Annotated in this window: 26 protein-coding genes and 1 pseudogene; 12 read left to right on the top strand and 15 right to left on the bottom strand. The window is 64.9% G+C overall.

Features of this window, described 5'->3' with window-relative positions:
* The first annotated feature begins 16 nt into the window (after positions 1-16).
* The 5 genes from EKH49_RS15010 to EKH49_RS14990 all read left to right on the top strand — a co-directional run bounded on the left by EKH49_RS15010 (position 17) and on the right by EKH49_RS14990 (position 4,725).
* Positions 17-928, top strand: coding sequence for an EamA family transporter (locus EKH49_RS15010; RefSeq protein ID WP_236641190.1), 912 nt, complete (start codon positions 17-19; stop codon positions 926-928).
* Positions 929-1,051: 123 nt separating this feature from the next.
* Complete coding sequence (gene adh, locus EKH49_RS15005) at positions 1,052-2,575, top strand: aldehyde dehydrogenase (protein WP_128471484.1); 1,524 nt, start codon at positions 1,052-1,054, stop codon at positions 2,573-2,575.
* Positions 2,576-2,740: 165 nt separating this feature from the next.
* Complete coding sequence (adhP, locus tag EKH49_RS15000) at positions 2,741-3,766, top strand: alcohol dehydrogenase AdhP (RefSeq protein WP_128471483.1); 1,026 nt, start codon at positions 2,741-2,743, stop codon at positions 3,764-3,766.
* Between the two features lie 71 nt (positions 3,767-3,837).
* The gene (locus tag EKH49_RS14995) at positions 3,838-4,251 is read left to right on the top strand and encodes a DUF779 domain-containing protein (RefSeq protein WP_128471482.1); all 414 of its coding nucleotides are present in this window, start codon (positions 3,838-3,840) and stop codon (positions 4,249-4,251) included.
* A 21-nt stretch (positions 4,252-4,272) separates the two neighbouring features.
* Positions 4,273-4,725, top strand: a complete 453-nt coding sequence (locus tag EKH49_RS14990) for a pyrimidine dimer DNA glycosylase/endonuclease V (protein ID WP_128471481.1) — start codon at positions 4,273-4,275, stop codon at positions 4,723-4,725.
* On the opposite strand, the gene EKH49_RS14985 is transcribed toward EKH49_RS14990, so the two are convergent.
* The 9 genes from EKH49_RS14985 to EKH49_RS14950 all read right to left on the bottom strand — a co-directional run bounded on the left by EKH49_RS14985 (position 4,722) and on the right by EKH49_RS14950 (position 11,137).
* Positions 4,722-5,705, bottom strand: a complete 984-nt coding sequence (locus EKH49_RS14985; protein ID WP_128471480.1) for a diaminopimelate dehydrogenase — start codon at positions 5,703-5,705, stop codon at positions 4,722-4,724. The two genes, EKH49_RS14990 and EKH49_RS14985, sit on opposite strands and share 4 nt — an antisense overlap.
* Positions 5,706-6,000: 295 nt before the next feature.
* The gene (locus EKH49_RS16740) at positions 6,001-6,162 is read right to left on the bottom strand and encodes a hypothetical protein (RefSeq protein ID WP_162989147.1); all 162 of its coding nucleotides are present in this window, start codon (positions 6,160-6,162) and stop codon (positions 6,001-6,003) included.
* A gap of 35 nt (positions 6,163-6,197) precedes the next feature.
* Positions 6,198-6,476 carry a metal-sensitive transcriptional regulator gene (locus EKH49_RS14980; RefSeq protein WP_038993621.1) on the bottom strand — a complete coding sequence of 93 codons (279 nt, stop codon included), beginning with the start codon at positions 6,474-6,476 and terminating at the stop codon, positions 6,198-6,200.
* 42 nt (positions 6,477-6,518) lie between these two features.
* On the bottom strand, positions 6,519-6,890 hold the full coding sequence (gene trxA, locus EKH49_RS14975; protein WP_128471479.1) for a thioredoxin: 372 nt from the start codon (positions 6,888-6,890) through the stop codon (positions 6,519-6,521).
* A gap of 25 nt (positions 6,891-6,915) precedes the next feature.
* Positions 6,916-7,803, bottom strand: a complete 888-nt coding sequence (locus tag EKH49_RS14970) for a sulfite exporter TauE/SafE family protein (RefSeq protein WP_128471478.1) — start codon at positions 7,801-7,803, stop codon at positions 6,916-6,918.
* A gap of 9 nt (positions 7,804-7,812) precedes the next feature.
* Positions 7,813-8,418 (bottom strand): rhodanese-like domain-containing protein, encoded by a 606-nt coding sequence (locus EKH49_RS14965; protein ID WP_128471477.1) that lies wholly within the window; start codon positions 8,416-8,418, stop codon positions 7,813-7,815.
* A 32-nt stretch (positions 8,419-8,450) separates the two neighbouring features.
* Complete coding sequence (locus EKH49_RS14960) at positions 8,451-9,848, bottom strand: MBL fold metallo-hydrolase (protein ID WP_128471476.1); 1,398 nt, start codon at positions 9,846-9,848, stop codon at positions 8,451-8,453.
* Positions 9,849-10,037: 189 nt separating this feature from the next.
* A complete protein-coding gene (locus EKH49_RS14955) occupies positions 10,038-10,484 on the bottom strand; it encodes a hypothetical protein (RefSeq protein ID WP_128471475.1) in 447 nt (148 codons plus the stop codon).
* 2 nt (positions 10,485-10,486) lie between these two features.
* Positions 10,487-11,137, bottom strand: coding sequence for a GntR family transcriptional regulator (locus EKH49_RS14950; protein WP_128471474.1), 651 nt, complete (start codon positions 11,135-11,137; stop codon positions 10,487-10,489).
* Positions 11,138-11,267: 130 nt separating this feature from the next.
* Here EKH49_RS14950 and EKH49_RS14945 point away from each other — a divergent pair, with 130 nt between their 5' ends.
* Positions 11,268-14,099, top strand: coding sequence for an FAD-binding and (Fe-S)-binding domain-containing protein (locus EKH49_RS14945; RefSeq protein WP_201739627.1), 2,832 nt, complete (start codon positions 11,268-11,270; stop codon positions 14,097-14,099).
* Positions 14,100-14,222: 123 nt separating this feature from the next.
* Here EKH49_RS14945 and EKH49_RS14940 read toward each other — a convergent pair whose 3' ends face one another.
* Positions 14,223-15,683 (bottom strand): HNH endonuclease, encoded by a 1,461-nt coding sequence (locus EKH49_RS14940; RefSeq protein ID WP_128471473.1) that lies wholly within the window; start codon positions 15,681-15,683, stop codon positions 14,223-14,225.
* Positions 15,684-16,041: 358 nt separating this feature from the next.
* Between EKH49_RS14940 and EKH49_RS14935 the strand changes: the two genes are divergently transcribed.
* On the top strand, positions 16,042-17,523 hold the full coding sequence (locus tag EKH49_RS14935) for an amino acid permease (RefSeq protein ID WP_128471472.1): 1,482 nt from the start codon (positions 16,042-16,044) through the stop codon (positions 17,521-17,523).
* Positions 17,524-17,544: 21 nt separating this feature from the next.
* Here EKH49_RS14935 and EKH49_RS16735 read toward each other — a convergent pair whose 3' ends face one another.
* Complete coding sequence (locus EKH49_RS16735) at positions 17,545-17,787, bottom strand: hypothetical protein (RefSeq protein ID WP_201739626.1); 243 nt, start codon at positions 17,785-17,787, stop codon at positions 17,545-17,547.
* Between the two features lie 171 nt (positions 17,788-17,958).
* Between EKH49_RS16735 and EKH49_RS14925 the strand changes: the two are divergent.
* Both EKH49_RS14925 and EKH49_RS14920 read left to right on the top strand, forming a co-directional pair.
* Positions 17,959-18,207 (top strand): annotated as a pseudogene (locus EKH49_RS14925) (enolase C-terminal domain-like protein); the annotation flags it as partial.
* A complete protein-coding gene (locus EKH49_RS14920; RefSeq protein WP_236641189.1) occupies positions 18,204-18,749 on the top strand; it encodes a gluconokinase in 546 nt (181 codons plus the stop codon). The pseudogene EKH49_RS14925 and the gene EKH49_RS14920, both read left to right, overlap by 4 nt.
* A 63-nt stretch (positions 18,750-18,812) precedes the next feature.
* On the opposite strand, the gene EKH49_RS14915 is transcribed toward EKH49_RS14920, so the two are convergent.
* The gene (locus EKH49_RS14915) at positions 18,813-19,094 is read right to left on the bottom strand and encodes a hypothetical protein (RefSeq protein WP_128471471.1); all 282 of its coding nucleotides are present in this window, start codon (positions 19,092-19,094) and stop codon (positions 18,813-18,815) included.
* Positions 19,095-19,406: 312 nt separating this feature from the next.
* On the opposite strand from EKH49_RS14915, the gene EKH49_RS14910 reads away from it, so the two are divergent.
* Positions 19,407-21,077, top strand: a complete 1,671-nt coding sequence (locus EKH49_RS14910; RefSeq protein WP_128471470.1) for a thiamine pyrophosphate-binding protein — start codon at positions 19,407-19,409, stop codon at positions 21,075-21,077.
* Positions 21,078-21,150: 73 nt separating this feature from the next.
* Entirely contained in the window at positions 21,151-22,188 is a 1,038-nt protein-coding gene (locus EKH49_RS14905) for an endonuclease/exonuclease/phosphatase family protein (RefSeq protein WP_128471469.1), read from the top strand.
* Here the strand turns inward: EKH49_RS14905 and EKH49_RS14900 are convergent.
* Both EKH49_RS14900 and EKH49_RS14895 read right to left on the bottom strand, forming a co-directional pair.
* Positions 22,185-23,486 carry a D-arabinono-1,4-lactone oxidase gene (locus tag EKH49_RS14900; protein WP_236641188.1) on the bottom strand — a complete coding sequence of 434 codons (1,302 nt, stop codon included), beginning with the start codon at positions 23,484-23,486 and terminating at the stop codon, positions 22,185-22,187. The genes EKH49_RS14905 and EKH49_RS14900 overlap by 4 nt on opposite strands.
* On the bottom strand, positions 23,483-24,673 hold the full coding sequence (locus EKH49_RS14895) for an alanine racemase (protein WP_128471468.1): 1,191 nt from the start codon (positions 24,671-24,673) through the stop codon (positions 23,483-23,485). The genes EKH49_RS14900 and EKH49_RS14895 overlap by 4 nt, the downstream gene beginning before the upstream one ends.
* Before the next feature lie 113 nt (positions 24,674-24,786).
* On the opposite strand from EKH49_RS14895, the gene EKH49_RS14890 reads away from it, so the two are divergent.
* Complete coding sequence (locus EKH49_RS14890) at positions 24,787-25,551, top strand: hypothetical protein (RefSeq protein WP_038993642.1); 765 nt, start codon at positions 24,787-24,789, stop codon at positions 25,549-25,551.
* A gap of 93 nt (positions 25,552-25,644) precedes the next feature.
* On the opposite strand, the gene EKH49_RS16950 is transcribed toward EKH49_RS14890, so the two are convergent.
* Positions 25,645-26,096 (bottom strand): hypothetical protein (locus tag EKH49_RS16950; protein WP_236641187.1); only part of this gene is annotated, 452 nt, incomplete at its 5' end.

Here is a 26,096-nt window from a genome sequence, read left to right as displayed (position 1 = left end):
GGTCTCTACTGGATCCATGACTTCAACCCCTGTGCGCGCCGTGAATTCAGCTGGTGCCGGATCGCTGATGGCCGTGGCCTCGATGAGCTGCGTCCAGCTCGGGCTGGCTGCCTCCATCGGCCTGGCCGCAACTCTGGGCTCCGACGGCGTGGCATGGCTGCGGCTGGCCTGGGCCGCGGTGATCCTTGTGGCCTTCGCCCGGCCCTGGCGGCTGCGCTTCAGCCGCTCCACGCTGGTGATGTGCGCGCTGCTGGGGCTGGCTACCGCAGGCATGACGCTCTCCTTCATGCGTGCCGTCGAGACGATCCCGCTGGGCACCGCCAGCGCCCTGGAATTCACCGGGCCGCTGGCCGTGGCGCTGGTCCAGGGGAGGGGTGCCGGGCGCTGGTGGGCCTTGGCCGCGGCGGCCGGGGTGCTGGGCCTGACCGAACCCTGGAGCGGATCGGCCGACCTGGTCGGCGTGCTCTATGCCCTGGGCGGGGCCGTCTGCTGGGCGGCATATGTGCTGCTGACCCAGCGCGCCGGAGATGCGGTGGACGGGGTCGGGGCCCTGTCGGTATCGATGCCAGTCGCGGCACTGGCTGCCACGCTGGTGGTTGGCCCAGGGGTAGCGGGGCGGCTGGACCTGCCGGTGCTGGCCATCGGCCTGGGCTTGGCCCTGCTGCTTCCCGTCGTGCCCTTCTGCCTGGAGCTGCTGGCCCTGCGCCGCCTGGCCGCCTCGGCTTTCGGCACCCTGATGTGCCTGGAACCGGCAATCGCCGCCACCGTCGGCGTGGTCTTCCTGCACCAGGTGCCCAGCATGGCGGCCCTGGCCGGGCTTGTGCTGGTGATCGCCGCAGGCATCGGAGCGGCGCGGACCGGGCGGCGCGAGAAGGCTGGCGCCGAGCGCGAACTGCAGCCGGCAGCGCCGGCTCGCCAGCCCGTCTGAGGCCCGTTCCGCCGGCCCGGAACGCTGCAACCTTCCTGCAACCTTTGAGTGACTAGAGTCACATTCAAGGTTCCGCGATGAGGCAATCGCGGCCAGGACATCCGATGAAGGAGACGTGGAGCAATGGCGGTTTACGCAAATCCGAATACCGATGGGGCGCTGGTAGATTTCAAGCCACGCTACGAGAACTACATCGGCGGCGAATGGGTGGCCCCGGTCAAGGGCATGTACTTCGAGAACATCACCCCGGTCACCGGCAAGGTCTTCTGCGAGGTGGCCCGATCCACCGCGGAAGACGTCGAAGTCGCGCTGGACGCGGCGCATGCGGCGGCACCGGCCTGGGGCAAGACCAGCCCGGCAGAACGCGCAGTCATCCTGAACAAGATCGCCGACCGCATCGAGGAGAACCTCGAAATGCTCGCCGTCGCCGAAACCTGGGATAACGGCAAGGCGATCCGCGAGTGCCTGAACGCCGACCTGCCGCTGGCGGTCGACCACTTCCGCTACTTCGCCGGCGCCATCCGCGCCCAGGAAGGCAGCCTCTCCCAGCTTGACGACAACACCACCGCCTACCACTTCCACGAGCCGCTGGGCGTGGTCGGGCAGATCATCCCGTGGAACTTCCCGCTGCTCATGGCAGTCTGGAAGCTCGCACCGGCCCTGGCCGCCGGCAACGCGATCGTGCTCAAGCCAGCCGAGCAGACCCCGGCCAGCATCCTGGTGCTGATGGAACTGATCGGCGACCTGCTGCCGGCCGGCGTGCTGAACGTCATCAACGGCTTCGGCGTGGAATGCGGCAAGCCGCTGGCCTCCAACAAGCGCATCCGCAAGATCGCCTTCACCGGCGAAACCACTACCGGCCGGCTGATCATGCAGTACGCCTCGGAAAACCTGATCCCGGTCACCCTGGAACTGGGCGGCAAGTCCCCGAACATCTTCTTCGAGGACATCGCCGCCAAGGACGACGCCTTCTACGACAAGGCGCAGGAAGGATTCACCCTGTTCGCGCTGAACCAGGGCGAAGTCTGCACCTGCCCATCGCGTGCACTGGTCCAGGAAAGCATCTACGACCGCTTCATGGGGGACGTCGTGGCCCGCACCAAGGCCATCAAGCAGGGCAACCCGCTGGACACCGGCACCATGATGGGCGCCCAGGCATCCAACGACCAGCTGGAGAAGATCCTCTCCTACATGGACATCGGCAAGTCCGAGGGGGCCAAGGTGCTGCTCGGCGGCGGGCGCGCAGATCTGGGCGGGGAACTCTCGGGCGGCTACTATGTGCAGCCGACCATCTTCGAAGGCACCAACGAGATGCGCATCTTCCAGGAGGAGATCTTCGGTCCGGTGGTCGCGGTGACCAAGTTCAAGGACTACGACGACGCGATCTCCATCGCCAATGACACGCTGTACGGCCTGGGATCGGGCGTGTGGAGTCGCAACGGCAACGTGGCCTACCGCGCCGGCCGAGCCATCCAGGCAGGCCGCGTGTGGGTCAACCAGTACCACGCCTACCCGGCGCACTCCGCCTTCGGCGGATACAAGTCCTCGGGCATCGGACGGGAAAACCACCTGATGATGCTGGACCACTACCAGCAAACCAAGAACCTGCTGGTCTCCTACTCGGAGGACAAGCTCGGCTTCTTCTAAGCCGGGGAAGCACCATTCCACCCGAACCGCCCGGTTCGGAAATCCATCCCACGAACTTCAAAGGCGCGCGGTCCGCCCAGGACCGCGTCCGGGGCACGATTGGCCTCATTTCCTGGACCCGCAAGGGTGTCGCGCGCCTTTGAAGCCATGCAAAGGACAACGTACATGAGTACCATGAAAGCCGCAATAGTCGAGAACTTCAGCGATGACCTGAAGGTAGGGGAGATCCCGATCCCGCAGCCCGGACCGGGCCAGGCCCTGGTCAAGCTCATCGCCTCCGGCGTCTGCCACACCGACCTGCACGCCGCAGAGGGCGACTGGCCGGTCAAGCCGAAGCTTCCGCTGATCCCCGGGCACGAGGGCGTGGGCACCGTAGTCGCCGTCGGCGAGGGCGTCACCGAGGTCGAAGAGGGCGATGTGGTCGGCAACGCCTGGCTGGCCAGCGCCTGCGGCAGCTGCGAATACTGCCGTACCGGCTGGGAGACGCTGTGCGAATCCCAGTCCAACGGCGGCTACTCGATGGACGGCTCCTTCGGCCAGTACATGCTGGTGGACGCGAAATTCGCCGCCCGCATTCCCGAGGGCTCGGACCCGCACGAGATCGCCCCGGTGCTCTGCGCGGGGGTGACCGTCTACAAGGGGTTGAAGATGACCGGGGTGCGCCCGGGCCAGTGGGTCGCGATCTCCGGCATCGGCGGGCTGGGGCACATCGCGGTGCAGTATGCGGTGGCCATGGGCATGCGCGTGGTCGCGATCGACGTGGCCGACGACAAGCTCGCGCTGGCCACCAAGCACGGGGCGGAGCTGACGGTGAACGCGTTCGCGCAGGACCCTGCCGCGGTGATCCAGGAGAAGGTCGGCGGGACCCACGGGGTGCTGGTCACAGCGGTGCACCCGGCAGCGTTCGGGCAGGCCATTGGCATGACCCGGCGCGGGGGAACGATCGTGTTCAACGGCCTTCCCGCCGGCGACTTCCCTGCCCCGATCTTCGACATCGTGCTCAAGGGCCTGACCATCCGCGGCTCGATCGTCGGCACCCGCCAGGACATGATCGAGGCACTGGACTTCTATGCGGCCGGCAAGATCAAGCCGACCTTCCACACCCGTCCGCTGGAGGACATCAACGCCGTATTCGACGAGATGCGCCACGCCAAGATCGACGGGCGCGTCGTCATCGACTACACTGCATAGCCCGGTGCGCGGCCCGGCGGGAGCTTCCTGCCGGGCCGCGCGCATCGGCCCACCATGAACAGGAGCAGGCCATGAGCACCGTCACCGAAACGCGCGCCGCCATCGAGGGAGAGGATTTCTCCCGGGTGGCTTTCACCTCCGACGCCCTTCAGCTGCTGCGCAAGCTGTGGGGGATCCATGGCCCGCTGATGTTCCACCAGTCCGGCGGCTGCTGCGACGGGTCCTCGCCGATGTGCTATCCGGCCGGCGAATTCCGCACCGGCGGATCGGACATCCTGCTCGGCGTGCTCGCCCTGGACGATGCCGAGGGTGCCGCTTTGGGCGAGATCGAGTTCTGGATGTCCAAGGAGCAGTTCGAATACTGGAAGCACACCAAGCTGACCGTCGATGTGGTCAACGGGCGCGGCTCCGGCTTCTCCGTGGAGGCCCCTGAAGGCAAGCGCTTCTTGATCCGCAGCGAGATCATCGAGTTCCCTGCCGGCTAGCACTGGCACTAGTCTGGGCCTATGCGCCTCTGGTCCCTGCACCCTTCATTGCTCGACCCCAAAGGGCTCGTCGCCTGCTGGCGTGAAACCCTGCTGGCGCAGAAGACGCTGGCGGGCCAGACCAAGGGGTATACGGAGCACCCGCAGCTGCTGCGGTTCAAGGCGCAGCCCGCTCCGCTGGTGCATCTGGGCGGCTATCTGCAGGGCCTGCTAGACGAGGCCGATGCCCGGGGCTATAGCTTCGACGCCTCCAAGATCCTGCATCCGGCAGCACCCGCGCAGCTGCAGAAGATCCCGGTCACCGGCGGGCAGGTGCGCTTCGAGCGCGAACACCTGCTGCGCAAGCTGACCGTCCGGGATCCTGCGCGCATCGTCCGCCTGGAACCAGCCGGCCAGCTGGCCCTGCATCCGCTGTTCGTGCAGGTCCCGGGACCGGTGGAGTCCTGGGAGAAGGACCCGCTGGCCGCTTCCTAGAGCAGTTCGGCGCGCAGCTGCGCTGCCGACTTCGGCGAGAGCAGCCCCGGGGCAACGTCGAAGACGGTCTGCGCGCCGGTGATCCCGGCCTGGTTCATGCGGTGCACGGCGCGGGCGTAGGCAACCAGAACGCTGGAGGTGAACTCGGGGTTCGAACCCAATGCCAGCGAGTACTCGATGACCTGCTTCTGCTCATCGCTGGTGTTGCCGGAGCGGATCACGAACCCGCCGTGCGGCATGTCCGCATGCTCGGCCGCCAGGGTCTGCTCGTCGATGAATTCAACCGTGGTGTCGTACTGGTCGAAGTAGTGCTCCATGGTGACGATCGCTTCGCGCACCGCCTCGGCGTCCGCGCCGTCCTCGAGTACCACGAAGCATTCGCGCTGGTGCTTTTCGCGGGTGCCCAGGGCCGGGCGCTCGCCGGCCCGCACGCGGTCGATGGCTTCCTGGCTGGGGATTGTGTACTGCACGCCGGCGGCGACACCCGGCACGCGGCGCACCGCATCCGAGTGACCCTGGCTCAGGCCGCGGCCCCAGAAGGTGTAGGTTTCGCCGTCGGGCAGCAGCGCCTCGCCGTACACGCGGTTGATCGAGAACATTCCCGGATCCCAGCCGGCCGAGATCAGCGCGGTCTTGCCGGCGGCCTTGGCCGGGACTTCCACGGTTTCGAAGTATTCCGGGATGCGCGCGTGGGTGTCGAAGCTGTCCACCGTGTTGTACAGCGCCGCGTACTTCGGGCCCTGCTCCGGCAGGTCCGACTTCGAACCGCCGCACAGGATGAGCACGTCGATCTGGCCGGTGTGCTGCTGAAGCTCGGTGATGGCGAAACGCGGTGCCGGGCTGGCCAGCTGCAGGTCCTGCGGGTCGCGTCGGGTGTAGACGCCGACCAGCTCCATGTCCGGGTTCTTCGCGATCGCGGCCTGCACGCCGCGGCCGAGGTTGCCGTAGCCGGCGATGCCAATACGGATTCTAGAGGTCATGATGATGGGATTCCTTTGGGGTCAGCCGGAGCGCGGTGCCGGATGCCTCGCTGACCCGCGGAGCATCCGATCTGCAGCACGCGCATGGTCATTACCTCGGATTATTCCAAAGAACTCTGACACTAGGTAAATGCGAGCTGACTATGTCGCCTGGGTATCCTGAACGGGCAGGCAACTGCCACGGCTCATCGTTGCCACAATGGTTGGCTTATCGGAACCATTGTGTGAACAACGCGAGCTGCTGCGGCCCCCGCGCAGGCATCTGTGGTGGATGGGCGGGGGACGAAGGCCGGATCTAGCGGCCGAACAGGCGGCTGAAGAAGCCGGTTTTCTGCTCGTTCTCGTGGCCCTGGCAGCGGTCGCGGGCGGGAACGCCGCGCATGACCGAATCAACGTGCTGGCCGCAACCGGCCCATGTGGTCTTGCCGCATTTCTTGCAGGAAACCTGTCGGCACATCGGGTGCCTCCTTTTCTGGCGTGATAGCCGTAGATCTATGAAAGTGAAAGGAAGAGCTTTTCCAGCTCCTCGATGGTCAAGCCGTCTTCGGCTTCGGCGGTCTGCTCCGGATCAACCAGGCAGTGCTGCATGGCCGAGGAAACGATGGCGAATCCTGCGCGGTCCAGAGCGGTGGATACGGCGGAAAGCTGGGTCACCACATCGCGGCATTTGCCGTCGCCCTCCACCGAGTTGATGACGGCATCTAGCTGGCCGCGGGCCCGCTTCAGGCGGTTCAGGATTCGCTTGCGTGTGGCTTCATCCGCATTGCGCATGATCTGCTCCATTCAAAAATGACCGTGGGGCGGACCCCGGGGTTATGGCTCGGACGTCTGAGCGGCGGCCAGTTCGGCGTGGACGGCGTCCATGTCCAGGTTCTTCAGCGAGGCGACCAATTCTTCCAGGCCTCGGGAGTCCAGTGCGCCGGGCTGGGAATAAACCAGCACGCCGTCCTTGAACGCCATCAGCGTCGGGATGGAAGTGATCTGGGCGGCGGCCGCCAAGTCCTGCTGCGTCTCGGTGTTGACCTTGCCGAAGACCACGTCCTCGTGCAGGCCGGCCGCGGTGTCGAAGATGGGCGCGAAGTTGCGGCACGGGCCGCACCAGGCTGCCCAGAAGTCGACCAGCAGCATCTGGGAGGACTTGACGGTTCCAGCGAAGTTCGTCTCGGTCAATTCTAGCGGTTTCATGGGTATTCCTATGGGTAGATGCGAGCTAGCCCGCAGTCGGGGCCGGGCCAGCGGGGGCTTTGCGCCAGGGGCAGATGGCGGCCAGCGCCGGGATCTTGGTGCACAGCACCCAGGCGATGACGGCAACGGCGGCGGCACTGGCAAGGACGAGTCCTGCCGGATGCGGCAGCTCCTGGGACAGGACGAAGATGCCCATGGCCAGGACGAAATAGCCGAATCCCCGGCGCAGCTTCTGCTCCGGAACCCGGGCGGTCAGCCGTGCCCCGACCAGCGAGCCGATGATCGTCGCCGCGGTAATGGACAGCGCCAACGGCCAGTTGACCGAAGTGGAATTCAGGTGCCCCAGCATTCCGGAGGCCGAATTCAGCGAGATGACCAGCAGGGACGTGCCGACCGCGTGCTTCATCTGCACCCCTGCCAGCAGCACCAAGGCCGGGACGATGAGGAATCCGCCGCCGGCTCCCACCAATCCGGTAACCATGCCGACTGCCAGTCCGACGGGAATGTACAGCAGCAGCGACCGCCCCTTGGCCGCGGCATCGTTGTCCTTCTTCCGTCCGCGGATCATGTTCCGTGCGCTGGCCAGCATGATGATGGCGAAGGCCGCCATCAGAACGCCACCGGGAATGGCGGCGCTGGCCAGGCCGCCGAGCAGCGCGCCGCTCATGCTCGAAGCGGCGAAGACCAGGCCTGCGGCCCAGCGGACATTGCGGGCCCGCGCATGCGGCAGCAGACTGGCCAGCGAAGTCACGCCCACCACGAACAGCGAGGTGGTGATGGCCTGCTTGGCGTCCATCCCCGCCACGTAGGTGAGCAGTGGAACCATCAGGATGGAACCGCCGCCACCGAACAGGCCGAGGGCCAGGCCGACGACGACCGACAGGGCCAGGACCAGAATCAATAAGGGTTCCACTGCCGGCGCCTACTTGCCGTGCGGGTTCAGCTGCTGTCCGGCGTCGGGGATCTGCGCCAGCGGGTTGGCCTTGCCATGGGCGCTTGCCTTGTTCCACGGCATCTTGGACAGCACGCTGGCCATGGCGCAGGAGTTGCTGGCCGCGGAGTAGACCAGGCCCGCTCCGATGCCCGCGGACAGGTAGCCGAGCTTGGGGCTGGCCAGCTTGGAGCCGATGAAGCCCAGCAGCACCAGCGAGCCTGCGGTCATGCGGACCTGGCGGTCCATGGCCCAGCGCTGGGTGCCGCGCACCACCTCGCCGCCGGACTTCTCCCAGGCGGAGATGCCGCCATCCAGCACGCTGCCGGATTCGATTTGGAGGTCGGCCAGCTTCTGCTGCGCCTGCCCAGCGCGGGTGCCGGACTGGCAGACCAGCACGATCTGCTTGGCCAGCTTGCGGGTCACGTCGTGGGCGTGTTCCGCTACCAGGTCCAGCGGCAGGTTGTACGAGCCGGGGATGTGCACGGATTCGAATTCCGCGGGGGTGCGCACATCCAGGACTGCGACGGCCGAATCCTCGGTGGCCAGCAGGTTCTTCAGGGTCGCGGCGTCCATGACGTTGATGGGGGCGCTCATATTTCGGGTGCTTCCTTGGGGTTCGGGATGGGTCAGGCGTTGGTCTTGTGCATGGCTGCGGCCCAGCCGGCATAGCTTCCGGCCAGCTCGATTACGTCGTAGCCGGCATCGCGCAGGGCGCTGGCGACGATCGAGTTGCGCAGTCCGCTCTGGCAGTAGGTGACGATCTTGCCGTCGGCCGGCAGTACGTCGAGGGACCACAGGGCGCGGCCGCCGGAGATGTGCTTGGCGTTCGGGATGGCGCCGGCGGCGAACTCGCTGCGGTTGCGCACATCCAGCAGCAGCGCGTGCTCGAAATTCTCCAGCTCGGCCGGGGCCACGCTTGGCGGGGTGAAGGCCGGCAGCCCCTCGAGGCTGGTCGCGTAGCCGGACACCGCGTCGATGCCCACGCGCATCAGGTGATCGCGCATCTGCTGCGCGGCTTGGAGGTCCTCGGCGAACAGGATCAGCTGGCGGTCATCGGCTTCCGGGTCGAAGGCCCAGGCTCCGAAGTTCGCCATCTTGGCGATGGCGGGGATGGCCAGCGCGCCGGCGACGGTGCCCTCGGCCACTGCCAGGTGTCCGCGGGTGTCGACGAAGACCGCGTCATTCGCGGCAGTCTGCTCGATGATCTGCTCCGCCGTGAACTCGACGAGCTCGGGCAGGGGGCCGAGCACCTTGGCGCCATCGCGGTTCTGGCGCTTCATGCGGGCGAAGTAGGCGTGGGCGTCGGGCTGGCCGTCGAGCAGCTCGGCGATGAAGCCTGCCTCGTCGTTGCTCGCCAGGTAGCTGCCCCACCAGGCGAAGTTGCGTTCGTAGCCCACGGTGGTGGAGGGCACGGCGCCCAGCGCCTTGCCGCAGGCGCTGCCCGAACCGTGGCCCGGGTAGACCTGGATGTGGTCGGGCAGCTGCAGGAAGACGTTCTTCAGCGAGGCGAAGAGCTGCTTGGCCCCGGCGAAGCGGGTGTCCACGCCGCCGGCCGCCTCGTCCAGCAGGTCCGGGCGGCCCAGGTCGCCGGCGAAGATGAAGTCGCCGGAGAGCATGTAGCCGGGCTGGTCGCTGAAGGCGCCGTCGGTGATGAGGAACGAGAGGTGCTCCGGGGTGTGGCCCGGAGTGTGGCGCGCGGTCACGGTGATGTTTCCCAGGGTGATGGTGTCCTTGTCCATCAGGCGTTCGGCCTCGAAGCCGTACTGCCAGTCGGCCCCGCCCTCGCCCGAGACGTAGGTGGCCGCTCCGGTGGCGGCGGCCAGTTCGCGGGTGCCGGAGAGGTAGTCGGCGTGGATGTGCGTTTCGGTCACCGCAACAATGCGCATCCCGTGCTTGGCGGCCAGCGCCAGGTACTCGGAGATGTCGCGGCGGGCATCGACGACGATCGCCTCGCCCTTGGCCTGGCAGCCGATGAAGTAGCTGGCCTGCGCCAGGTCTTCGTCGTAGAAGCGTTCCAGAAGCATGGGATGTCCTTTCGTGGGGGTGTCTGGAACTACCCTAAGCTATACCCCCGGGGGTATGTCAAGAATAGGGGTGGGGGTATGCGTGAAGGCGTGTCGAATGACTGTGCTGATGGTGGTGGAATCTGGTGGAAAATCCCGCGTCAGGTTGCGGCACTCAACGCGGAGCCTTCCTGCCTGCCAGGCAGGGCGCTACAGTCTCGGGAAGGTGCGCATCCACCGGTCCAGCTGCCCCAGCTGCACCGGGTCCAGGGTGGCAAGAAGCTGAAGATTTCCGTCCTCGCCGGGATGCAGGATGCCCGCGTGGTCTTCGGGAACGCCGGCCAGCGCTTCGCCGGCTGCGGAATCCGCCGGAGCGCTCGCCGGGGTGGAGATGAAGAACAGTGCGGGCGAGCCGGTCCAGGTTTCATGCACCGACAGCGTGCCCTCGGTGAAGCGCAGGGTTTCTTCAAGCTCCAGCCAGCCGGTCAGCCCGCACGTAGTCAGGTCGATGCCCGGTTTGGGAGTGGTCTTCCTCCAGCCGGCTGCGAGCGTGTGCGCCGAGAACTTCACCGCGCCCAGTTGCAGATCCGGGATCCGCGACAGGAGCGAGTCGATCTGATCGAAGCTGACCTGCGGCTTCCGGCTGAACAGTCCCATGCCTACAGGCTCTCCAAATGCTCGGCCAGCTTGTTGCTGGCGGTGCGCAGGTGTTCTTCCAGCACCTTCGCGGCGGCGGCCGCCTCGCCCTCGGAGATCAGCTGCAGCAGCCGTGCGTGCTCGGCGGCAATGTCCTTGGTGGACAGCAGCGTGGCATCCTGCACGTGGGTCATGCACAGGCGGATCTCGTCGGTCAGCTGCGCGTAGATTGCGCTGGTGCGCCGCGAGCCGAGCGCCTGGACCAGGGCGGCATGGAAGCGGATGTCGGGATCGATGATGTCGATCGGCGAAGCGCCGACCAGTTCGGTGATTTCCGCATTGGCTTCCCGTGCCTCGGACGGGACCTCGCGTTGGGCGGCCAGCAGGCGCACGGCCTCTGCTTCGATGATGGCGCGGGTGCGGTAGATATCGAGCGCATCGCGCGCGGAGAGCAGCGTGACCCTTGCGGTCTGGTGCGCATTGCGGGTCAGCAGGCCGCTTGCGACAAGGTTCTCCAGTGCGGCCCTGGCGGTTGGACGGGCAACTTCGTATCGCGCGGCGACATCGACCTCGGCCAGCGGGGTGCCGGGTGCCAGTTCGCCGCTGAAAATCCGGGCGCGCAGTGACCGGATGACCACCTGGACTACGGAAACGACACCTAAACGGGCTGCCACAAGGGTCCTTTCGAGCCGCGAAAAATATGCCTAACAAGTATCCCACGAATCGTACTACTATGGCATGTGTACTTGTAAGACAATTTCCGTATTCGGCAAGCGCCGCTTGCCAACTGCACAGGAGCGCACCATGGCATTGAGCACGCCAGCACTCGGAGAAACGACGGTTTCATCCGGAATCCTCGACTTGGTCGGCGACCAGGACCGTGTCAAGACCCGATCCATCGATCGCGTCGCCTATGCCTCGGATGCCTCGCACTACCTGTACACCCCGCAAGCTGTCGTGCTGGCCAAGGACGCAGCGGAGGTCTCCGCGCTGCTTGCAGCGGCCACGCGGAACAACCAGCCGGTCACCCTGCGCTCCGGCGGCACCTCATTGGCCGGACAGGCCAGCGGCGACGGCCTGATGATCGACGTGCGCCGCAACTTCCGCGGCATTACCGTGCTCGACAACGGAGCACGCGTGCGCGTGCAGCCAGGCGCCACCGTCCGCCAGGTCAACGCCCGCCTGGCCGTCTATGGCAGCAAGCTCGGGCCGGATCCGGCCAGCGAGGCGGCCTGTACCATCGGCGGCGTGATCGCGAACAACTCCTCGGGCATGGCCTGCGGAACAGAGCTCAACACCTACCGCACCCTGGAATCCATGACGTTCGTCCTGCCTTCGGGCACCATGATCGACACCGCGGATCCCGAGGCCGACCGCAAGCTGGCCGCCGCCGAGCCGCAGCTGGTCGCCACCCTGGACAAGCTGGTCAAGCGCGTGCGCAGCAACCCTGCATCGGTGGCCAAGATCCAGAAGCACTTCGGGTTGAAGAACACCATGGGCTACGGCATTAATGCCTTCCTGGACTACGACACCCCGGCCGAGCTGCTGGCCCACCTGATCATCGGGTCCGAGGGCACCTTGGCCTTTGTCGCCGAGGCGGTCTTCCGCACCGTGCCGATCCGCAAGCTGGCCATCGCCACCCTGGCGGTCTTCGACAACCTGGATCTGGCCACCCGCGCACTGCCCGAACTCGTGGATTCCGGCGCAGCTACGCTGGAGCTGATGGACTCCACCTCGCTGCGCGTGGGCCAGTCGCTGCCCGGCGTGCCCGATGCCATCATGGGCTTCGAGGTCGACCAGCAGGCCGCCTTGCTGGTCGAATACCATGCGGACTCAGAAGAGGAGCTGGCAGGGCTGCGCACAGCTGGCCAGTCGCTGCTCGACGCCGCGGCCTTGCGCGCCCCGGCGATCCTCTCCCCGGATGCCAAGAACCGCCAGGCCGCGTGGAAGTTCCGCAAGGGCCTGTATGCATCGGTGGCCGGCGCCCGCGCCACCGGTACCACCGCGCTGCTCGAAGACGTCGTCGTCCCGGTCGAGACCCTGGCTGAAACCTGCGGCAGCTTGCAGGAGCTGTTCACCGAGTACGGCTACGAGGATTCGGTGATCTTCGGCCACGCCAAGGATGGCAACATCCACTTCATGCTGACCGACCGCTTCGAAGGCGATACGGCGCTGAACCGCTACAACTCCTTCAACGACAAGATGGTCCAGCTGATCCTGGACAAGGACGGCAACCTCAAGGCGGAGCACGGTACCGGTCGCGCCATGGCGCCATTCGTCCGTGCGCAGTACGGCGATGAGCTCTACGAGGTGCACCTGGAACTGAAGGCAGCCTGCGATCCGCGCCTGATGATGAACCCCGGGGTGATCATCGACGAGGACCATGCCGCGCACATCCGCAATATCAAGCTCAACGAGACCATCGAGGTCGAGGCCGACCATTGCGTGGAATGTGGCTACTGCGAGCCGGTCTGCCCGTCCAAGGACCTGACCTTGACCCCGCGCCAGCGCATCGTCGTGCGCCGCGCCATCGCCAAGGCCGAAGCCGAGGGCAACACCGAGCTGGCTGCCGAGCTTGAGCGCGACTACGAGTACAACGGCGTGCAGACCTGCGCCGTTGACGGCATGTGCGTCACCGCTTGCCCGGTCGGCATCAACACCGGCCTGCTGGTCAAGCGCCTGCGCCGCGAAGACGCGCACCCTGTGCTGGAAGCCGGCTTCAAGGCCGCGGCCAAGGGCTGGGGCGGGGCCACCCGGGCTGGTTCGCTGGCCCTGAGCGTCGCCGACAAGTTCCCGACGTCGCTGGTCCGCGGCGTTACCGATGTTGCCCGCAAGGTGGTCAGCACCGACGTCATGCCGCGCTACGACGCTGAACTGCCTGCCGGCGGCAAGGCTCGCAAGCCGATGGCCGGGAACCTGGGGGCCGCGGGCACCGAGCCGCTGGCCATTTACCTGCCTGCCTGCGTGAATTCGATGTTCGGCCCGGCCGGCGACGGTGAAGGTGTTGCATCGTCGTTCACCCAGCTGCTGCACGCCGCCGGAGTCTCGGTTTACGTCCCCGAGGGCATTGAATCCACCTGCTGCGGCACCCCATGGACTTCCAAGGGCTACGCGCAGGGCCATGAAATCATGGGCCAGCGCGTGCTGGAAGAAGTCCGCGCCGCCATGCCTGGCAAGAACCTGCCCATCATCTCGGATGCCTCCAGCTGCACCGAAGGGTTTGCGCATACCCTGGCCGAGCACGGCTATGAAGTGGTTGACCTGCTGGCGTTCACTTCGCAGCACCTGCTGGACAAGCTGCCAGAGCTGCAGAAGATCGCCTCGGTCACCTTGCACCCGACCTGCTCGTCCACGCAGATGGGCCTGAACGCGGATATGCAGAAGATCGCCGAGGCTGTGGCGGATACCGTGAATACGCCGGTGAACTGGGGCTGTTGCGGTTATGCCGGCGACCGCGGCATGCTGCATCCAGAGCTGACCGAGTCGGCTACCGCTCGCGAAGCCGCTGAGGTCCGTGAACTGGATGCGCAGGAACACGCTTCATGCAACCGCACCTGCGAACTGGGCATGACCCGGGCGACGGGCAAGGAATACCGCCACATCGTTGAACTGCTGGCAGAAGCCGCCAGCAAGTAGATTCCGGAACCAGGTCGCCTGGGAGGCAACTTCCAGGCGGCTTCGCCATGTCCTGCTACCCGACGCCAGCGGGTTCAAGCGCATTGCGAGCCAGGAGCGTGCGCAATAGTTGCCTGCCGCGTCTCAGGCAGCGGCACATTCTGGGCCATCAGGCGGTCTCAGCCGTTCTTTGAGTTTTTGCAGCCACGTGCCGTCGCGCATCAGTTGCGGGAACGGCTTGTGCGCGTACCCGGTGGCTGGGGGTGCGGTGGATTTGTAGGACATGGCCGAGCCGGGGCAGATGGTGATGCTGTGCCCGTTGCCGTAAGTCGTGTATTCGTACCATCCGGCGGCTTGCTTTGCCTTGTTGCAGGCCGCGCAGCGGCCATCGCCGTTGGACACTGTGGTTTTGCCGCCGCGGGCGTATTGCTTGACGTGGTCTATTTCTTCCACGATGCCGTCGCAGAACGGGGTTCGGCAGTGCCGGTCGCGTACGGCGATGAACTTCTTGAGCTTCTCCGGGAAGATCCGCGCCTTGGAATCCATGGAAATCAGTTCCTGGTCGCCCGGCGCGGTGTAGAAGCGGGCGAGTTCGGTGCGCACTTCGATTTGCTCGATGTTTTCGCGGGTGAGTTTCGCGTCCATCTGCTCGAAGGTCAGCTCGTTAGGGATCTGGTGCCCGCCGATCCATTCGCGCACGCTTTGGGCAGGGATGTAGCCGTAGCCTTCCAGGAGTGCTGGTTCGCGTTCGCCAGCGAACAGGGCGCGGTCGGTCATGATCACCCCGATGTTCAGGGCGACGGGCATTTTGGAGGGTTCGCCGATCATCATGTAGCTGAAGAGCAGGTCGGCGCGGATCTGGGTGCGGGTGCGCGGGTCGCCTTTCTTGCGCAAGGTCTTGGATTCCTCGTCCAGGTAGCGCTTGAGACACATGCCGGGCAACAGGGGGTATTCGCCACGGATCTTGATGCAGCCGCGCTGCTGGTCGATTTCCAGGGTGAGGTTGCGGTCTTCCTCGACGGTTTTCTGCTTGATGGATTCCTGATCAGAGGTGTAGGAAAGGACGAACTTGCGCACGGTTTGAGTGATTTGGCGGGTGCCCATGGAGTCGAACATGTCGGGGTTCTGGGCAAAGTACTGGTCGAATTCGGTGCGGCGCTGGGCTCTCAGTTCCTGGAGCGGGGTCAGGATGGCTTGGGCTTGCGCTTCGGTGAATTCTCCGCGGGAGCAGGCGGCGGCCAGGTGAGGGGTGTCTTCGAAGAGGATGCGGCAGTTGACCAGGTAGTTGCGCATGCCGTGCGGGGATTGCTTGCGGGCCATGGCGACGCAGGCGGCGGCGCCGCGGGTCTGGTCATCCATGTGGACGCCGCGTTCCTCGTGGTCGCGCACGAAGTCCTTCTCGATCTGGTGGGAGAGGCAGGCCTGCCGGTAGCGGATGTAGGAGGCGAGTGCTTCGAGGCCTTCGATGGCGTGGGCGCATTCGGCTTTGGTGCCGTGTTCTTCGAGCTGGACGAGGTCGTCGTTCAACTGCTCCAGATGCAGGTCGAAGGCATCTGGGGGTGCTGGTGGGGTCTGGCCGTTTCCGTGCGCCTTTGCTTCGGACATGTTCTAATTATACTTCTCCTATTCGAATATGTCTTCTAATATTGTGGAAAACCTCGGTGGTTTTCGATGTACGCAGGGAGGATTGGGGTGCCTGCGAAGCGGGTAACGGGCAGCGATTCGTGCATAATTATGCACTCCAGATAATGAATTCCATCTCAGTGCACGCGTTCCGCCTGGACCGCGAATTCAGTTAAACCCCAAGAAGGGGCCGCAATTGGCGAGAAATTGGTGGATTCTGGAAAAGCTGGACCCGATCCGGCCGTGACATGATATTCCAGTTCAGAACTTCCACGCGCAGCGTCCGTCCGCATCCAAGGCCGGGGCGAGGCGGCAAGACCACCCCCATTGAGGATCCGCGATGAATCGCAAACCATTCGTGAGCGCCGGCCCGGCGACTATGCTGGGCGCGCAGCTGCGCCGCCGCAAGTCGATCACGAATATGATCGCCGAGGCAGAAACCAATGCAGGAGCAGGCCAACTGCGCCGCACCCTGGGCATGTGGCAGCTGACCATGATCAGCGTCGGCGCCACCATGGGCACCGGAATCCTGGTGATCCTTGGCGATACCGTGCCGATCGCCGGTCCGGCCATCTGGATCTCGTTCGTGATCGCGGGCATCACCGCGCTGCTTTCGGCGATGTCCTACGCCGAAATGGCCGGCATGGTCCCGGTATCCGGCTCCAGCTACTCCTATTCCTATTCGACCATGGGCGAAGGCATCGCCTGGATCTGCGGCTGGTGCCTGGTGCTCGAATACGCCGTGTCCGTGGCCGCGGTGGCCGTCGGCGCGGGCCAGTACGTGAATGAAACGCTGCGCGCCTTCGGCATGGAGCTGCCTGCGGCGCTGGCCGGCGGCCCGGCCGAGGACGGGGTGGTGAACCTGCCGGCGCTGATCGTCGTCGTGCTGGCCACCGTGCTGCTGGTGCGCGGGGCGCGCGAATCGGCCATCGTGAACTCGATCGTCGTGGCCATCAAGGCAGGCATCCTGATCTTCTTCTCGGTCGTCGCCTTCAGCGCCTTCAACGCGGGCAACTTCGAGCCACTGCTGCCGATGGGCGCGGCCGGCGTGACCGCGGCGGCATCGAGCGTGTTCTTCTCCTATATCGGCTTCGACGCCGCCTCGACGGCCGGCGAGGAAGCGAAGAACCCGAAGCGCGATCTGCCCCGGGCCATCATGCTCTCGATGCTGATCGTGACCATCACCTACGTGCTGGTGGCAGTTTCGGCGATCGGCGCACGCGAATGGAACTGGTTCGAAGGCGCCCAGGCGCCGCTGGTGCAGATCGTCGGCGACCTGACCGGCCAGCCGATCTTCGTGCTGGCCTTCGCGGTGGCCGCCGTGCTGGCCATCGCCTCGGTGGTGCTGACCGTGCTCTACGGGCAGACCCGCATCCTGCTGGCCATGTCGCGCGACGGGCTGGTGCCGCCGGTGTTCGGCAAGGTGTCGAACCGCACCGGTACCCCGGCCGCCGGCACCTGGATCACCGGCATCCTGGTGGCGATCACCGCCGGGTTCATCCCGCTGGGCGCGCTGGCCGACGCCACCAGCATCGGCACGCTGTTCGCCTTCGCGCTGGTCGGCGCCTCGGTGATCTACCTGCGCCGCAAGCAGCCGCAGGCCCCGCGGACGTTCAAGCTGCCGCTGTATCCGGTCACCCCGATCCTGGGCATCTTCGCCTGCCTGTTCCTGATGAGCCAGCTGGGCTGGCACACCTGGCTGGTGTTCATCATCTGGATGATCGCCGGCGCGGCGCTCTACCTGGGCTACGGACGGCGCCATTCGCGCCTGGGGCAGCTCAGCGCGCAGGACTACGCGGCCAGCCACGCAAACGCGCGGTAGCCGCACAGCACGCTTCATTACCTAGTAGCTGAGCCCGAAACCGTACTCGAACAGCGCGTCGTCGGCGGTTTGCGCATAGCCAGGCAAGTCGCTGAACTGCTCGGTGATCGACTCGCGGGTGCCGGCCAGCGCGAACGGCATGCGTCCCTGCGGGGCGAACTTGCCCGAGAGGCTATCCATCAGCGCGGTGTCGGACGTGCCGAAGCCGGCGACCATGGCGCCTGCATCGCGCAGGCCGCTGGCCTCGTCCATGACGAATGGCATCGGAAGTACACGTGCAGCACGACCTTGCTCGAGTCATCGACCTCGCTCATGACCTGCTTGATGGTATCCAGCGAGGGGCCGATCTCCCAGGACTCGGACGGCCATCCCGGAGAAGTCCAGGATGCTCGATTCCCATGGCAGCGAGCCGCCGAAGCGCAGGCCGTCTTCGGTGGATTCGCCGCCCAGCTGCACGTGGGCCTGGCCATCCACAACTACGGCATCCAGGAGTACATGCAGCACTCGGACGCCACCAACACCGTCTTCGAGCAGTCGATGACCTTCAAGGACGGCTACCTGCACCCAGGCGACAAGCCTGGCCTGGGCGTCGAGTTCAACGAGGAAGCCGCGCTGTCCTACCCGTACCAGCAGGCCTACCTGCTGTACAACCGCCTGGTTGACGGCACGGTGCACGACTGGTGAGCGAGGCGATCATGGACAAGCCGCTGTCGGCGCCATCGGGCACCGGGGCCGGACGCATCGTGGTCATGGGGGTCTCCGGCTGCGGCAAATCCACCGTGGGCGAGCTGCTGGGCCAGCGGATCGCCGCGGAGTTCCTCGACGGGGATTCCCTGCATCCGCAGGCGAATATCGCGAAGATGTCTGCCGGCATCCCGCTGGATGATGCAGACCGCGAACCGTGGCTCGGCGACATCGGCAAGCGGCTGGCCGCCGAGGATGGCAAGCCGCTGATCATTGCGTGCTCTGCGCTCAAGCGCAAGTACCGCGACCAGATCAGGGCGCAGGCGCCGGATACGGTGTTCATCCATTTGAACGGCAGCTTCGAGCTGCTGTCCCAGCGCATGGCCGAGCGCACCGGGCACTTCATGCCGGTGGAGCTGCTGAAATCGCAGTTCGAGACGCTTGACGAGCTGCAGGCTGACGAGCGCGGCGTGGTGCTGGATATTTCGGCCTCGCCTCAGCAGCTGGTCAACGACGCCGCCGATTGGCTGGGCAACGCCTAGCCGGTTGGCGCGAAGCTGGGGGAAGATCCGGGTTGCCCGTATCTTCCCCCAGCTTTTTTGCGCCTAGATGCCGCCGGTTTCGGCCGGCTGGTTGCTGATCATCGAGCGCTCGGCCACCAGGGTGCTGATGAGCAGCATGGCCGCGGCGGCCAGCCAGGGAACATAGGGCAGGGAGTGCTCCGGCGGCAGGCCCGAGAGCAGCCAGCGGGCCGCCAGGAACGCGGCCGATGCCAGCGCCAGCGACACGGCGAAGGCGATGCCCCGGTGCTTGCGGTCCACGCCCTGCCATGCGCGGACTTTGCCGCCGGCCGGTGCGCCAGTGGTGATCCCGAAGAACTTCAGCATGCGTTCCCTCTCGATAACGTTCGATGGTTGCCTTATAAGGTTCAAGTCAACTAAGAGTTATCTCGATCGTATCGTGAATGGAATTTGCAGTACATGGTACTTTTGGAGGAGTTCGCCTCCCTGGCTTTCCGGGTCGCGGTCACCGGATCCTAGCGCCGAGCAGGGTTCCTGCCTTATCATCAGTGAGTCAGGAACACGGCTCCAGCTGGTTCCGGCGCTCTCAAAAGGGGCGATACCCGTTGCGGTAAAGCAACCGGTAACGGCAGACATATATGGAATTTCTTCAGCACGATTTCTTGAAAAGAGTCCATAATGTCCAGCGTTTCAGCTGCCATTGCCCATGCCCTCAAGCCCCTGGCCCCGCGAATTTTCGGATTGATGGGCAACGGCAACGCCCACTTCCTCGACGCCGCGGTGCGTGCAGGCTTCGACTACACCGCAGTGCGCCATGAATCGGCCGCCGTTTCGGCCGCCGACGCGTACTTCCGCATCTCCAACAAGCTGGCCATCGCCTCCACCACCTACGGTGCCGGCTACACCAACACCACCACTGCCCTGGCCGAGGCCGCCGCGGCGCGGACCCCGCTGCTGTTCGTCACCGGCGACGCGCCGACGTCGGGCCTGCGCGGCTGGGACGTGGACCAGGCCGCGATCGATGCCGCGGTGCGGGCGCCCCGCTACGTCGTCGACCGCAACACCCCGGGTGCGACCGCCCTTGAGGCGGCGGCTCATGCGCTGCGCGAGCAGCTGCCGGTGGTCCTGGCCATTCCCTACGACCTGGCAGCGCTGGATTCCCTCGAAGAGCAGCTTCCCGATTTCGCCTCCCTGCGCAGCACCCCGCCGGCGCCGCAGCTGAACTCCACCCAGCTGGAGCAGATCGCTGCCAAGCTCAACGCCTCGCAGCGCACCCACATCCTCTATGGCCGCGGCGCAATTGATGCCGCCGAGCAGGTCCAGGCGCTGGCTCAGAAGCTGGGGGCCACCGCCTCGGGCACGCTGCTGGCCCGCGACCTGCTGGACTACGAGTTCGACCTGGGCATCACCGGAGGGTTCTCCACGGAGGCCAACGCCGCGATCATCGCGCAGGCAGATACCGTACTGGTGCTCGGCGCCTCGCTGAACCAGTTCACCATGCGCTTTGGCGAGCTAGTGGCAGACGATGCCACCCTGATCCAGATCGATCTGGGATGCGCGGCCACCAATCCGCGCGTCGACTACTTCGCCACCGGCGATGCGGCCCTGGCTGCCGCGGACCTGCTCGGTGCCGTGGAGCAAGCCGATGACGCATGGCGCGCAGGCCTTGACCTGTCCGAGCTGCGCAGCCGCCCCGCCGGCGACGAGCAGGCCTCCGACGGGCAGCTGGATCCGCGCCGCGTGGCCAGCGAGCTGCAGGGCATCCTGCCGGCCAACCGCGTGCTGGTGCAGGATGGCGGGCACTTCATCGGCTGGGGTCCGATGTACTGGTCGACTTCCGGTGCGCGCTCCCTGGCCTGTGTGGGAACCGCCTACCAGTCCATCGGCCTGGGCATCGCCTCCATGGTGGGTGCGGCCCCGGCGGCGGAAGGCCGCACGGTCGTGCTGGCCGCCGGAGATGGCGGATTCCTGATGGGCCTGGCAGACCTCGAATCGATCGTGCGCACCGTGGAAAGCGGCGTCATCGTCATCTACAACGACTCCGCCTATGGTGCGGAAATCCACCAGTACGGATCCGTCGGCCTGCACGAAGATCCGATGCTGATCCCTACCGTGGATTTTGCCGGCATTGCCAACTCCATGGGAGCGACCGGAATCCGCGTTGGCTCGCTGGAAGACCTCGCCGCCGTGCAGCAGTGGGTTGATGCAGGCGCCCGCGGCGTATGCCTGGTGGACGCCCGGGTATCCACGCATGTGCGTGCCCCGTATATGGAAGAAGTCCTTTCCGCGAACAAGAAGGCCGCTGCGGCTGCGGCATTACAATCCGGTAAAGGTGCTGGAAAGCGGTAGCTGAACGTCGTAGGGTGGATGGGTGCGCAAGTTATTAGTCGGAACAGCGAGCCTGGGTTTAGGGGCACTTCTGATGCTCCCCGCAACCGGCGCACTTGCCGCACCCACCGGACCCGGCGACCCAGCAGGCGCCAATGCCGCGCAGCTTTCGGAGACCTCGCTGCGCGTGGCAACCATCCAGGCAAATCTCACCGGCGAAACCCCCGAAGAGCTGCCCGCGGCCCTGATGCGCGGAACCGACCGGCAGGCAGCCCAGGTTGCGGACAAGATCAGCAGCGCCAACGCGGACGTGGTGGTGCTGACGGATATGGACGCCACCCAGGAGGCAGTTGACGCGCTCAATGAGAACTATCTGAACAATCTGGGCGACGACCGCGCCGACGTGGACTACGGGTATTCCTATCTGGCGGTGGGCTCCAAAGGCCTGCAAAGCGGCGCCGACTTGAACGCCGACGGCGTGATCGGCAGCGCCGAGGACGCGTGGGGCCAGGCCGCATTCGCGGAGCAGGGGTCGATCGTCGTGCTGTCGAAGTACCCGATCGCCCAAGAGCAGGTCACCAGCGTCTCCCAGCTCAAGTGGCAACACGTTGCCAACGACATGCTGCACCACACCGACTTATCCGGCGTGCTGGCAGCGTCCATCCCCGTGATGAGCACCGGCCTATGGGACATTCCCATCCAGTACCGTGGCGAGCCGGTGCATATCCTGGCGACGCAAACCCAGCCGGATGCGCAGGATGAGGAATTCGCCAAGGCACGCCAGATGGACGAGCTGAAGGTCATCGACGGCTATCTCTCCGGCGAGAACTATGTTCGCACCGACGACGGCGAACATGCAGAAGGCGTGGGCGAAGACCGCTTTGTCATTGCCGGTGCACTGGGCCTGCAAGATGGCTCCGCTGATCGCGTTGACCCTTTCCTCAAGGAACTCAAGCACGAGAACGCTGTCAATGATTCGGGCAGCTACCTGGTGCCGAGCGAAACCTGGCAGGTATTGGGCCAGGGCCGCATCAAGGAGAACCAGCCGAGCACTTCCCAGGCGTTGCCGGGAACAGTCCCCGACTTCGCGAAGGAATCAAGCCCGCTGATCTGGGCCGACATCCAATTCTAGGCGCCGAGCAAGCTGCGCAGATACGGATTGAGGAATCTGCCCTCCGGATCGGCAGCCTGGCGAACCCGCGTGAAATCGCTGAACTTCGGGTAGAGCTGAGCCAATTCCCCAGCCTGAAGCGTATGCTCCTTGCCCCAGTGCGGCCGGCCGCCCAGGGAGCGGAAGATCTCTTCCATGGCTGCAAAGTATCCCGGAGCCTGATCACGAATGTAGCGGTGCACGGCAATATATGCAGTTTGCCGGCCGCTGGCAGTTCCCAGCCAGGTGGAATCCTCGGCCGCGGTGCGCACCTCGACAGGGAAGAAGACCCCGGTTCCCGAACGCTTGAAGTACGCCCGCACGCTGGCGAAAGCCTCATCGAAGTTGGCCAGCGGGAGCGCATATTCCATTTCGGTGAAACGCACCCGCCGCGCACTGGTGAACACTTCGTTCCACGGTGCGATGCGGCTGCTTTCGGGCAACGCGGCGCACGCCACCGTGGCCAAGGCCGGCGTGGTCTTCGGCAGCGCCGCGCTCACCGAGCTGAGCAGCTGCAATGCGCCATTGGAGACAACTTCATCATTCAGCCAGCGGGCTGCCGCCGGCGGCTGCTCGGTCGGGACTTGGCCGTCGAGGCGGGTATTGATCTTCACCTGGGCCTTGCCGGTGCCCGGGAACCAGAAGAATTCCAGATGGTCTTCTTCCCGTGCGCGCTCGACGAAGCTTTCGGCGATCAGCCCGATGGGTTCGATGATTTCCTCCGCACGCATCATGTAGTGCGGGACGCAGCGCAGCCGCACGTGGGTGAGCACCCCCAGCGCTCCCAGGCCAAGCCGGGAGGCCTCGAATAGTTCGGTGTTCTCCTGAGAGTTGGCACGCAGGTGGGTGCCATCGGCCAGCAGGAGCTGTACCCCGGTGACCGTTCCGCTGAATCCGCTGAATCCCAGGCCGGTGCCGTGGGTTCCGGTGCTGATGGCTCCGGCTACAGATTGCTTGTCGATATCGCCCATATTCTCCAACGCGAGATTGAAGGGCTTGAGCAGTGCGGGGATCTGCCATAGCCGGGTCCCGGCGCGGAAGGTCACCTCGTGGGTGAGGGCGTCGACTTCCTCGATTCCCTGGAAGCCATCCAGGTTCAGCAAGATGCCGTCTGTAGCCGCTAGCGGAGTGAAGGAATGGCCTGCGCCGACGGTGCGCACCGGCTGCTCCAGGTCGGCGGCCAGTTCCAGGACCTGCGCCAATTCCGCGATGCTGCGCGGGGAGCGGATGGCTGCCGGGTGCGCGACAACGGTGCGCGCGAAGTTCTTGAAGGTGCTCACAGGAATGCTTTGCCTTCCCCGCGGTAGGTGGGCCACTGCTCGATGATCTTGCCCTTGGAATACACCGCCATCTTATTAACCCGTTCCGCAGGTTCGCCGGCCTTGGCATGGCGCAGCCAGACCGTTTCGCCAATGGCGATGCGGTGTGCGCTGGGGCCGGTGAGCGGGGTCTGCACCTCGCCGGCTCCTTCCATGGACAGATAGCGCAGCTTCTTTGGGTGCTCGATTCTTGGCAGCCGGTCCTTGCCGGCTGGACCCGATGCGGTCCAACCGCCTCCGAGGATGGTGACTGTTCGCTCATCGGGACGGCGGACCACAGGGAAGCCCAGATACAGGGCAGGGGCGGGTCGGAATGCGCGATAGGAATCGAACAGCGCGGGCGCGAACAGCCCTGAACCCGCGGCAATCTCGGTGATAGCGGGTTCTTGGACAGTGCTTTCCACCGAACCTGTGCCGCCGGCATTCACGAAACGCAGCTCGCCCAGCTCCCGGACCAATTCCACGGTTTCGGCCCGGCGCTCGGCCAGTTCGGCGGCGCTGGCTTGGCGCAGCTTGCGCGCGATCAGCGCCTTGGGGCTGAACCCTCCATCGGGAACCGAAGCGATCTGGGATTCGTAGCCCATCAACCCGTCTAGGATGAAGTTGCGGCGACGGTGCACCTCGGCGGCCAGCGCCGCGACCTGTTCCGGCCGGCTCAGCGGCGAACGTGCGGCGCCGATGCGGATATTGCCGCTGGGGTAATAGGCGGCATCCAGTTCCAAGGCGACCTTCAATGCCGGGTGCCCCGGCGCGATTCTGTCGATCAGGTCCAGCTGCTCTTCGGTATCCACCATGAGGGTGACAGCTTCGCAGGCCTGCTCGCTGGCCGCCCACCGGCTGATCGCTTCGGCATCCGTTTGCGGGTACGCAACCACCAAGTCCTTCAAACCGTGGCTGGCCAGCCATAATGCTTCGGCCAACGTGAAGCAGAGAACGCCCCGGAAGCCTGGCTCGTCGAGCGCCCGCTCCAACGCCTTGCGTACACGCAGGGACTTGGAAGCGATGCGGATCGGCACGCCGCCGGCCCGTTCGCGTAGGGCGATCACGTTTGAATCGAAGGCATCGAGATCGAGCAAAGCGACCGGGTGCTCCGAGATCCCGGCGCTTTTCAAGGCATGGTTATACCGTTTGGCCTGAGCGTTCTTCATAAGCCAACTCTTTCACCAGCATTGGGGAGTTTCAAGGAATTTTTCAAGACGCTTGTGTGAAGGCAGAGCGCTCAAGGCAACTCTCAGGGTCTTGCGGATAAGCTGGAGCCATCATGAAAAACGATCCGATTTCAATGACGTTGCTCGGCAAGGATGGAAAGCCGCGCTCCGGCGTGCAGGATGCCATCATGAAGGGCATCGGCGTGCAGCGCCCGCTGGTGCTTGCCTACATCAAGCGGCTGCGCAAGAAGCACCCGGAAGCCACGGCAGCCGAGCTGGCAGCCATTGTCGAGCGCGATTACCTGCGTGTGGTTACCGGCACCGGTGCAGCCGTGGGTGGAACCGCAGCCGTCCCTGCTGTCGGCACCGGCGTGGCGCTGGGCCTTTCCGTTGCTGCAACGCTGGGCTTCCTGGAAGCTTCTGCGCTGTATGCGCAGAGCCTGGCAGAACTGCACGGCATTGCCATCGAAGACCCGGATCGGTCACGAGTGCTGGTTATGGGCATCATGATGGGCGAGGAAGGCAGCTCAATGATTGCCGGCTTGACTGCCCAAGCCGCAGGCCGCGGCGGAGGACCGGTCCAGGGCTGGGCCAAGTCCTTCGGTGCCGGCAAGTCCACGAGCATCTACTCCGCCATGCAGCGCACCATGCAGAAGAAGTTCTTGCGCAAGATCATCGGCACCCAGGCTGCCAGCACCATGGGCCGACTGGTTCCGTTTGGCGTTGGCGCGGCCATCGGCGGTGTCGGCAATCGGTACATGGCCAAGCGCGTGATCGAGAATGCCGCGGTTGCCTTCGAGGGAATCCCTACGGTGGTGCCCAGCTCGTTGCCGCTGGATGATCCACGGGTCATCGACGCTGAGATCGTCGAAGACTAGCTGTACAGGGATTGCCGACCACCTTGGTGGTCGGCTTCCGTTTTTAAGATGTCTTTTCGTGCGTTGCATGAAATGTTTTCGGGTACCGATCCGCTAGAACTCGCGCTTTAATCGGTGTTGCGAAATTAAGTGTGCACGGTCACCGTCAAAAACCACCCACCCGATTTGCAGGACCCCCAAAACCTGTGTATAGTTTTTCCTTGTCGCCGAGAACAAAACGGAAGAAATAACCGGATGTGAAACGGCGGCAGAACCCCAGAAAATCAAGGTTTTTCCACAGTCTTGTGGATAAGGAATTGAAAAGAATGGGAACTGAGAATACTGGTTCAAATCACAAACAATGGATTTGACTTTCAGGAATTCGAAGTTATAGAATATGAATATAACGCTGGACGAAATTACCGCCTGGAATGGTGGGTAAAGAACCGGTAAGTGTTTGTTGTTTGAGAACTCAATAGTGTGCCAAGTTTGTTGATACCGAATATTTTTATTTGGTGAATACATAACATTTGCTTGAATCATTGCACCCCCGTGTGATGGTTTGA

Origin of the sequence: Glutamicibacter sp. HZAU (assembly GCF_004100365.1) — a bacterium.
Classification (GTDB): Bacteria; Actinomycetota; Actinomycetes; order Actinomycetales; family Micrococcaceae; genus Glutamicibacter; species Glutamicibacter nicotianae.
This window is presented reverse-complemented; position numbering and strand designations above follow the sequence as displayed.

Excerpts from the sequence above, each read along its gene's own strand:
- EKH49_RS14890 (WP_038993642.1), top strand. The coding sequence starts at position 24,787 with ATGAAAAACGATCCGATTTCAATGACGTTGCTCGGCAAGGATGGAAAG.
- EKH49_RS14940 (WP_128471473.1), bottom strand. The coding sequence starts at position 15,683 with ATGTCCGAAGCAAAGGCGCACGGAAACGGCCAGACCCCACCAGCACCC.
- trxA (WP_128471479.1), bottom strand. The coding sequence starts at position 6,890 with ATGAAACCGCTAGAATTGACCGAGACGAACTTCGCTGGAACCGTCAAG.
- EKH49_RS14915 (WP_128471471.1), bottom strand. The coding sequence starts at position 19,094 with ATGCTGAAGTTCTTCGGGATCACCACTGGCGCACCGGCCGGCGGCAAA.
- EKH49_RS14945 (WP_201739627.1), top strand. The coding sequence starts at position 11,268 with ATGGCATTGAGCACGCCAGCACTCGGAGAAACGACGGTTTCATCCGGA.
- adhP (WP_128471483.1), top strand. The coding sequence starts at position 2,741 with ATGAGTACCATGAAAGCCGCAATAGTCGAGAACTTCAGCGATGACCTG.
- EKH49_RS14905 (WP_128471469.1), top strand. The coding sequence starts at position 21,151 with ATGCTCCCCGCAACCGGCGCACTTGCCGCACCCACCGGACCCGGCGAC.
- EKH49_RS14960 (WP_128471476.1), bottom strand. The coding sequence starts at position 9,848 with ATGCTTCTGGAACGCTTCTACGACGAAGACCTGGCGCAGGCCAGCTAC.
- EKH49_RS14895 (WP_128471468.1), bottom strand. The coding sequence starts at position 24,673 with ATGAAGAACGCTCAGGCCAAACGGTATAACCATGCCTTGAAAAGCGCC.
- EKH49_RS15010 (WP_236641190.1), top strand. The coding sequence starts at position 17 with ATGACTTCAACCCCTGTGCGCGCCGTGAATTCAGCTGGTGCCGGATCG.
- EKH49_RS14955 (WP_128471475.1), bottom strand. The coding sequence starts at position 10,484 with ATGGGACTGTTCAGCCGGAAGCCGCAGGTCAGCTTCGATCAGATCGAC.
- EKH49_RS14995 (WP_128471482.1), top strand. The coding sequence starts at position 3,838 with ATGAGCACCGTCACCGAAACGCGCGCCGCCATCGAGGGAGAGGATTTC.
- EKH49_RS14935 (WP_128471472.1), top strand. The coding sequence starts at position 16,042 with ATGAATCGCAAACCATTCGTGAGCGCCGGCCCGGCGACTATGCTGGGC.
- EKH49_RS16735 (WP_201739626.1), bottom strand. The coding sequence starts at position 17,787 with ATGCCATTCGTCATGGACGAGGCCAGCGGCCTGCGCGATGCAGGCGCC.
- EKH49_RS14990 (WP_128471481.1), top strand. The coding sequence starts at position 4,273 with ATGCGCCTCTGGTCCCTGCACCCTTCATTGCTCGACCCCAAAGGGCTC.
- EKH49_RS14910 (WP_128471470.1), top strand. The coding sequence starts at position 19,407 with ATGTCCAGCGTTTCAGCTGCCATTGCCCATGCCCTCAAGCCCCTGGCC.
- EKH49_RS14965 (WP_128471477.1), bottom strand. The coding sequence starts at position 8,418 with ATGAGCGCCCCCATCAACGTCATGGACGCCGCGACCCTGAAGAACCTG.
- adh (WP_128471484.1), top strand. The coding sequence starts at position 1,052 with ATGGCGGTTTACGCAAATCCGAATACCGATGGGGCGCTGGTAGATTTC.
- EKH49_RS14985 (WP_128471480.1), bottom strand. The coding sequence starts at position 5,705 with ATGACCTCTAGAATCCGTATTGGCATCGCCGGCTACGGCAACCTCGGC.
- EKH49_RS14980 (WP_038993621.1), bottom strand. The coding sequence starts at position 6,476 with ATGCGCAATGCGGATGAAGCCACACGCAAGCGAATCCTGAACCGCCTG.
- EKH49_RS16740 (WP_162989147.1), bottom strand. The coding sequence starts at position 6,162 with ATGTGCCGACAGGTTTCCTGCAAGAAATGCGGCAAGACCACATGGGCC.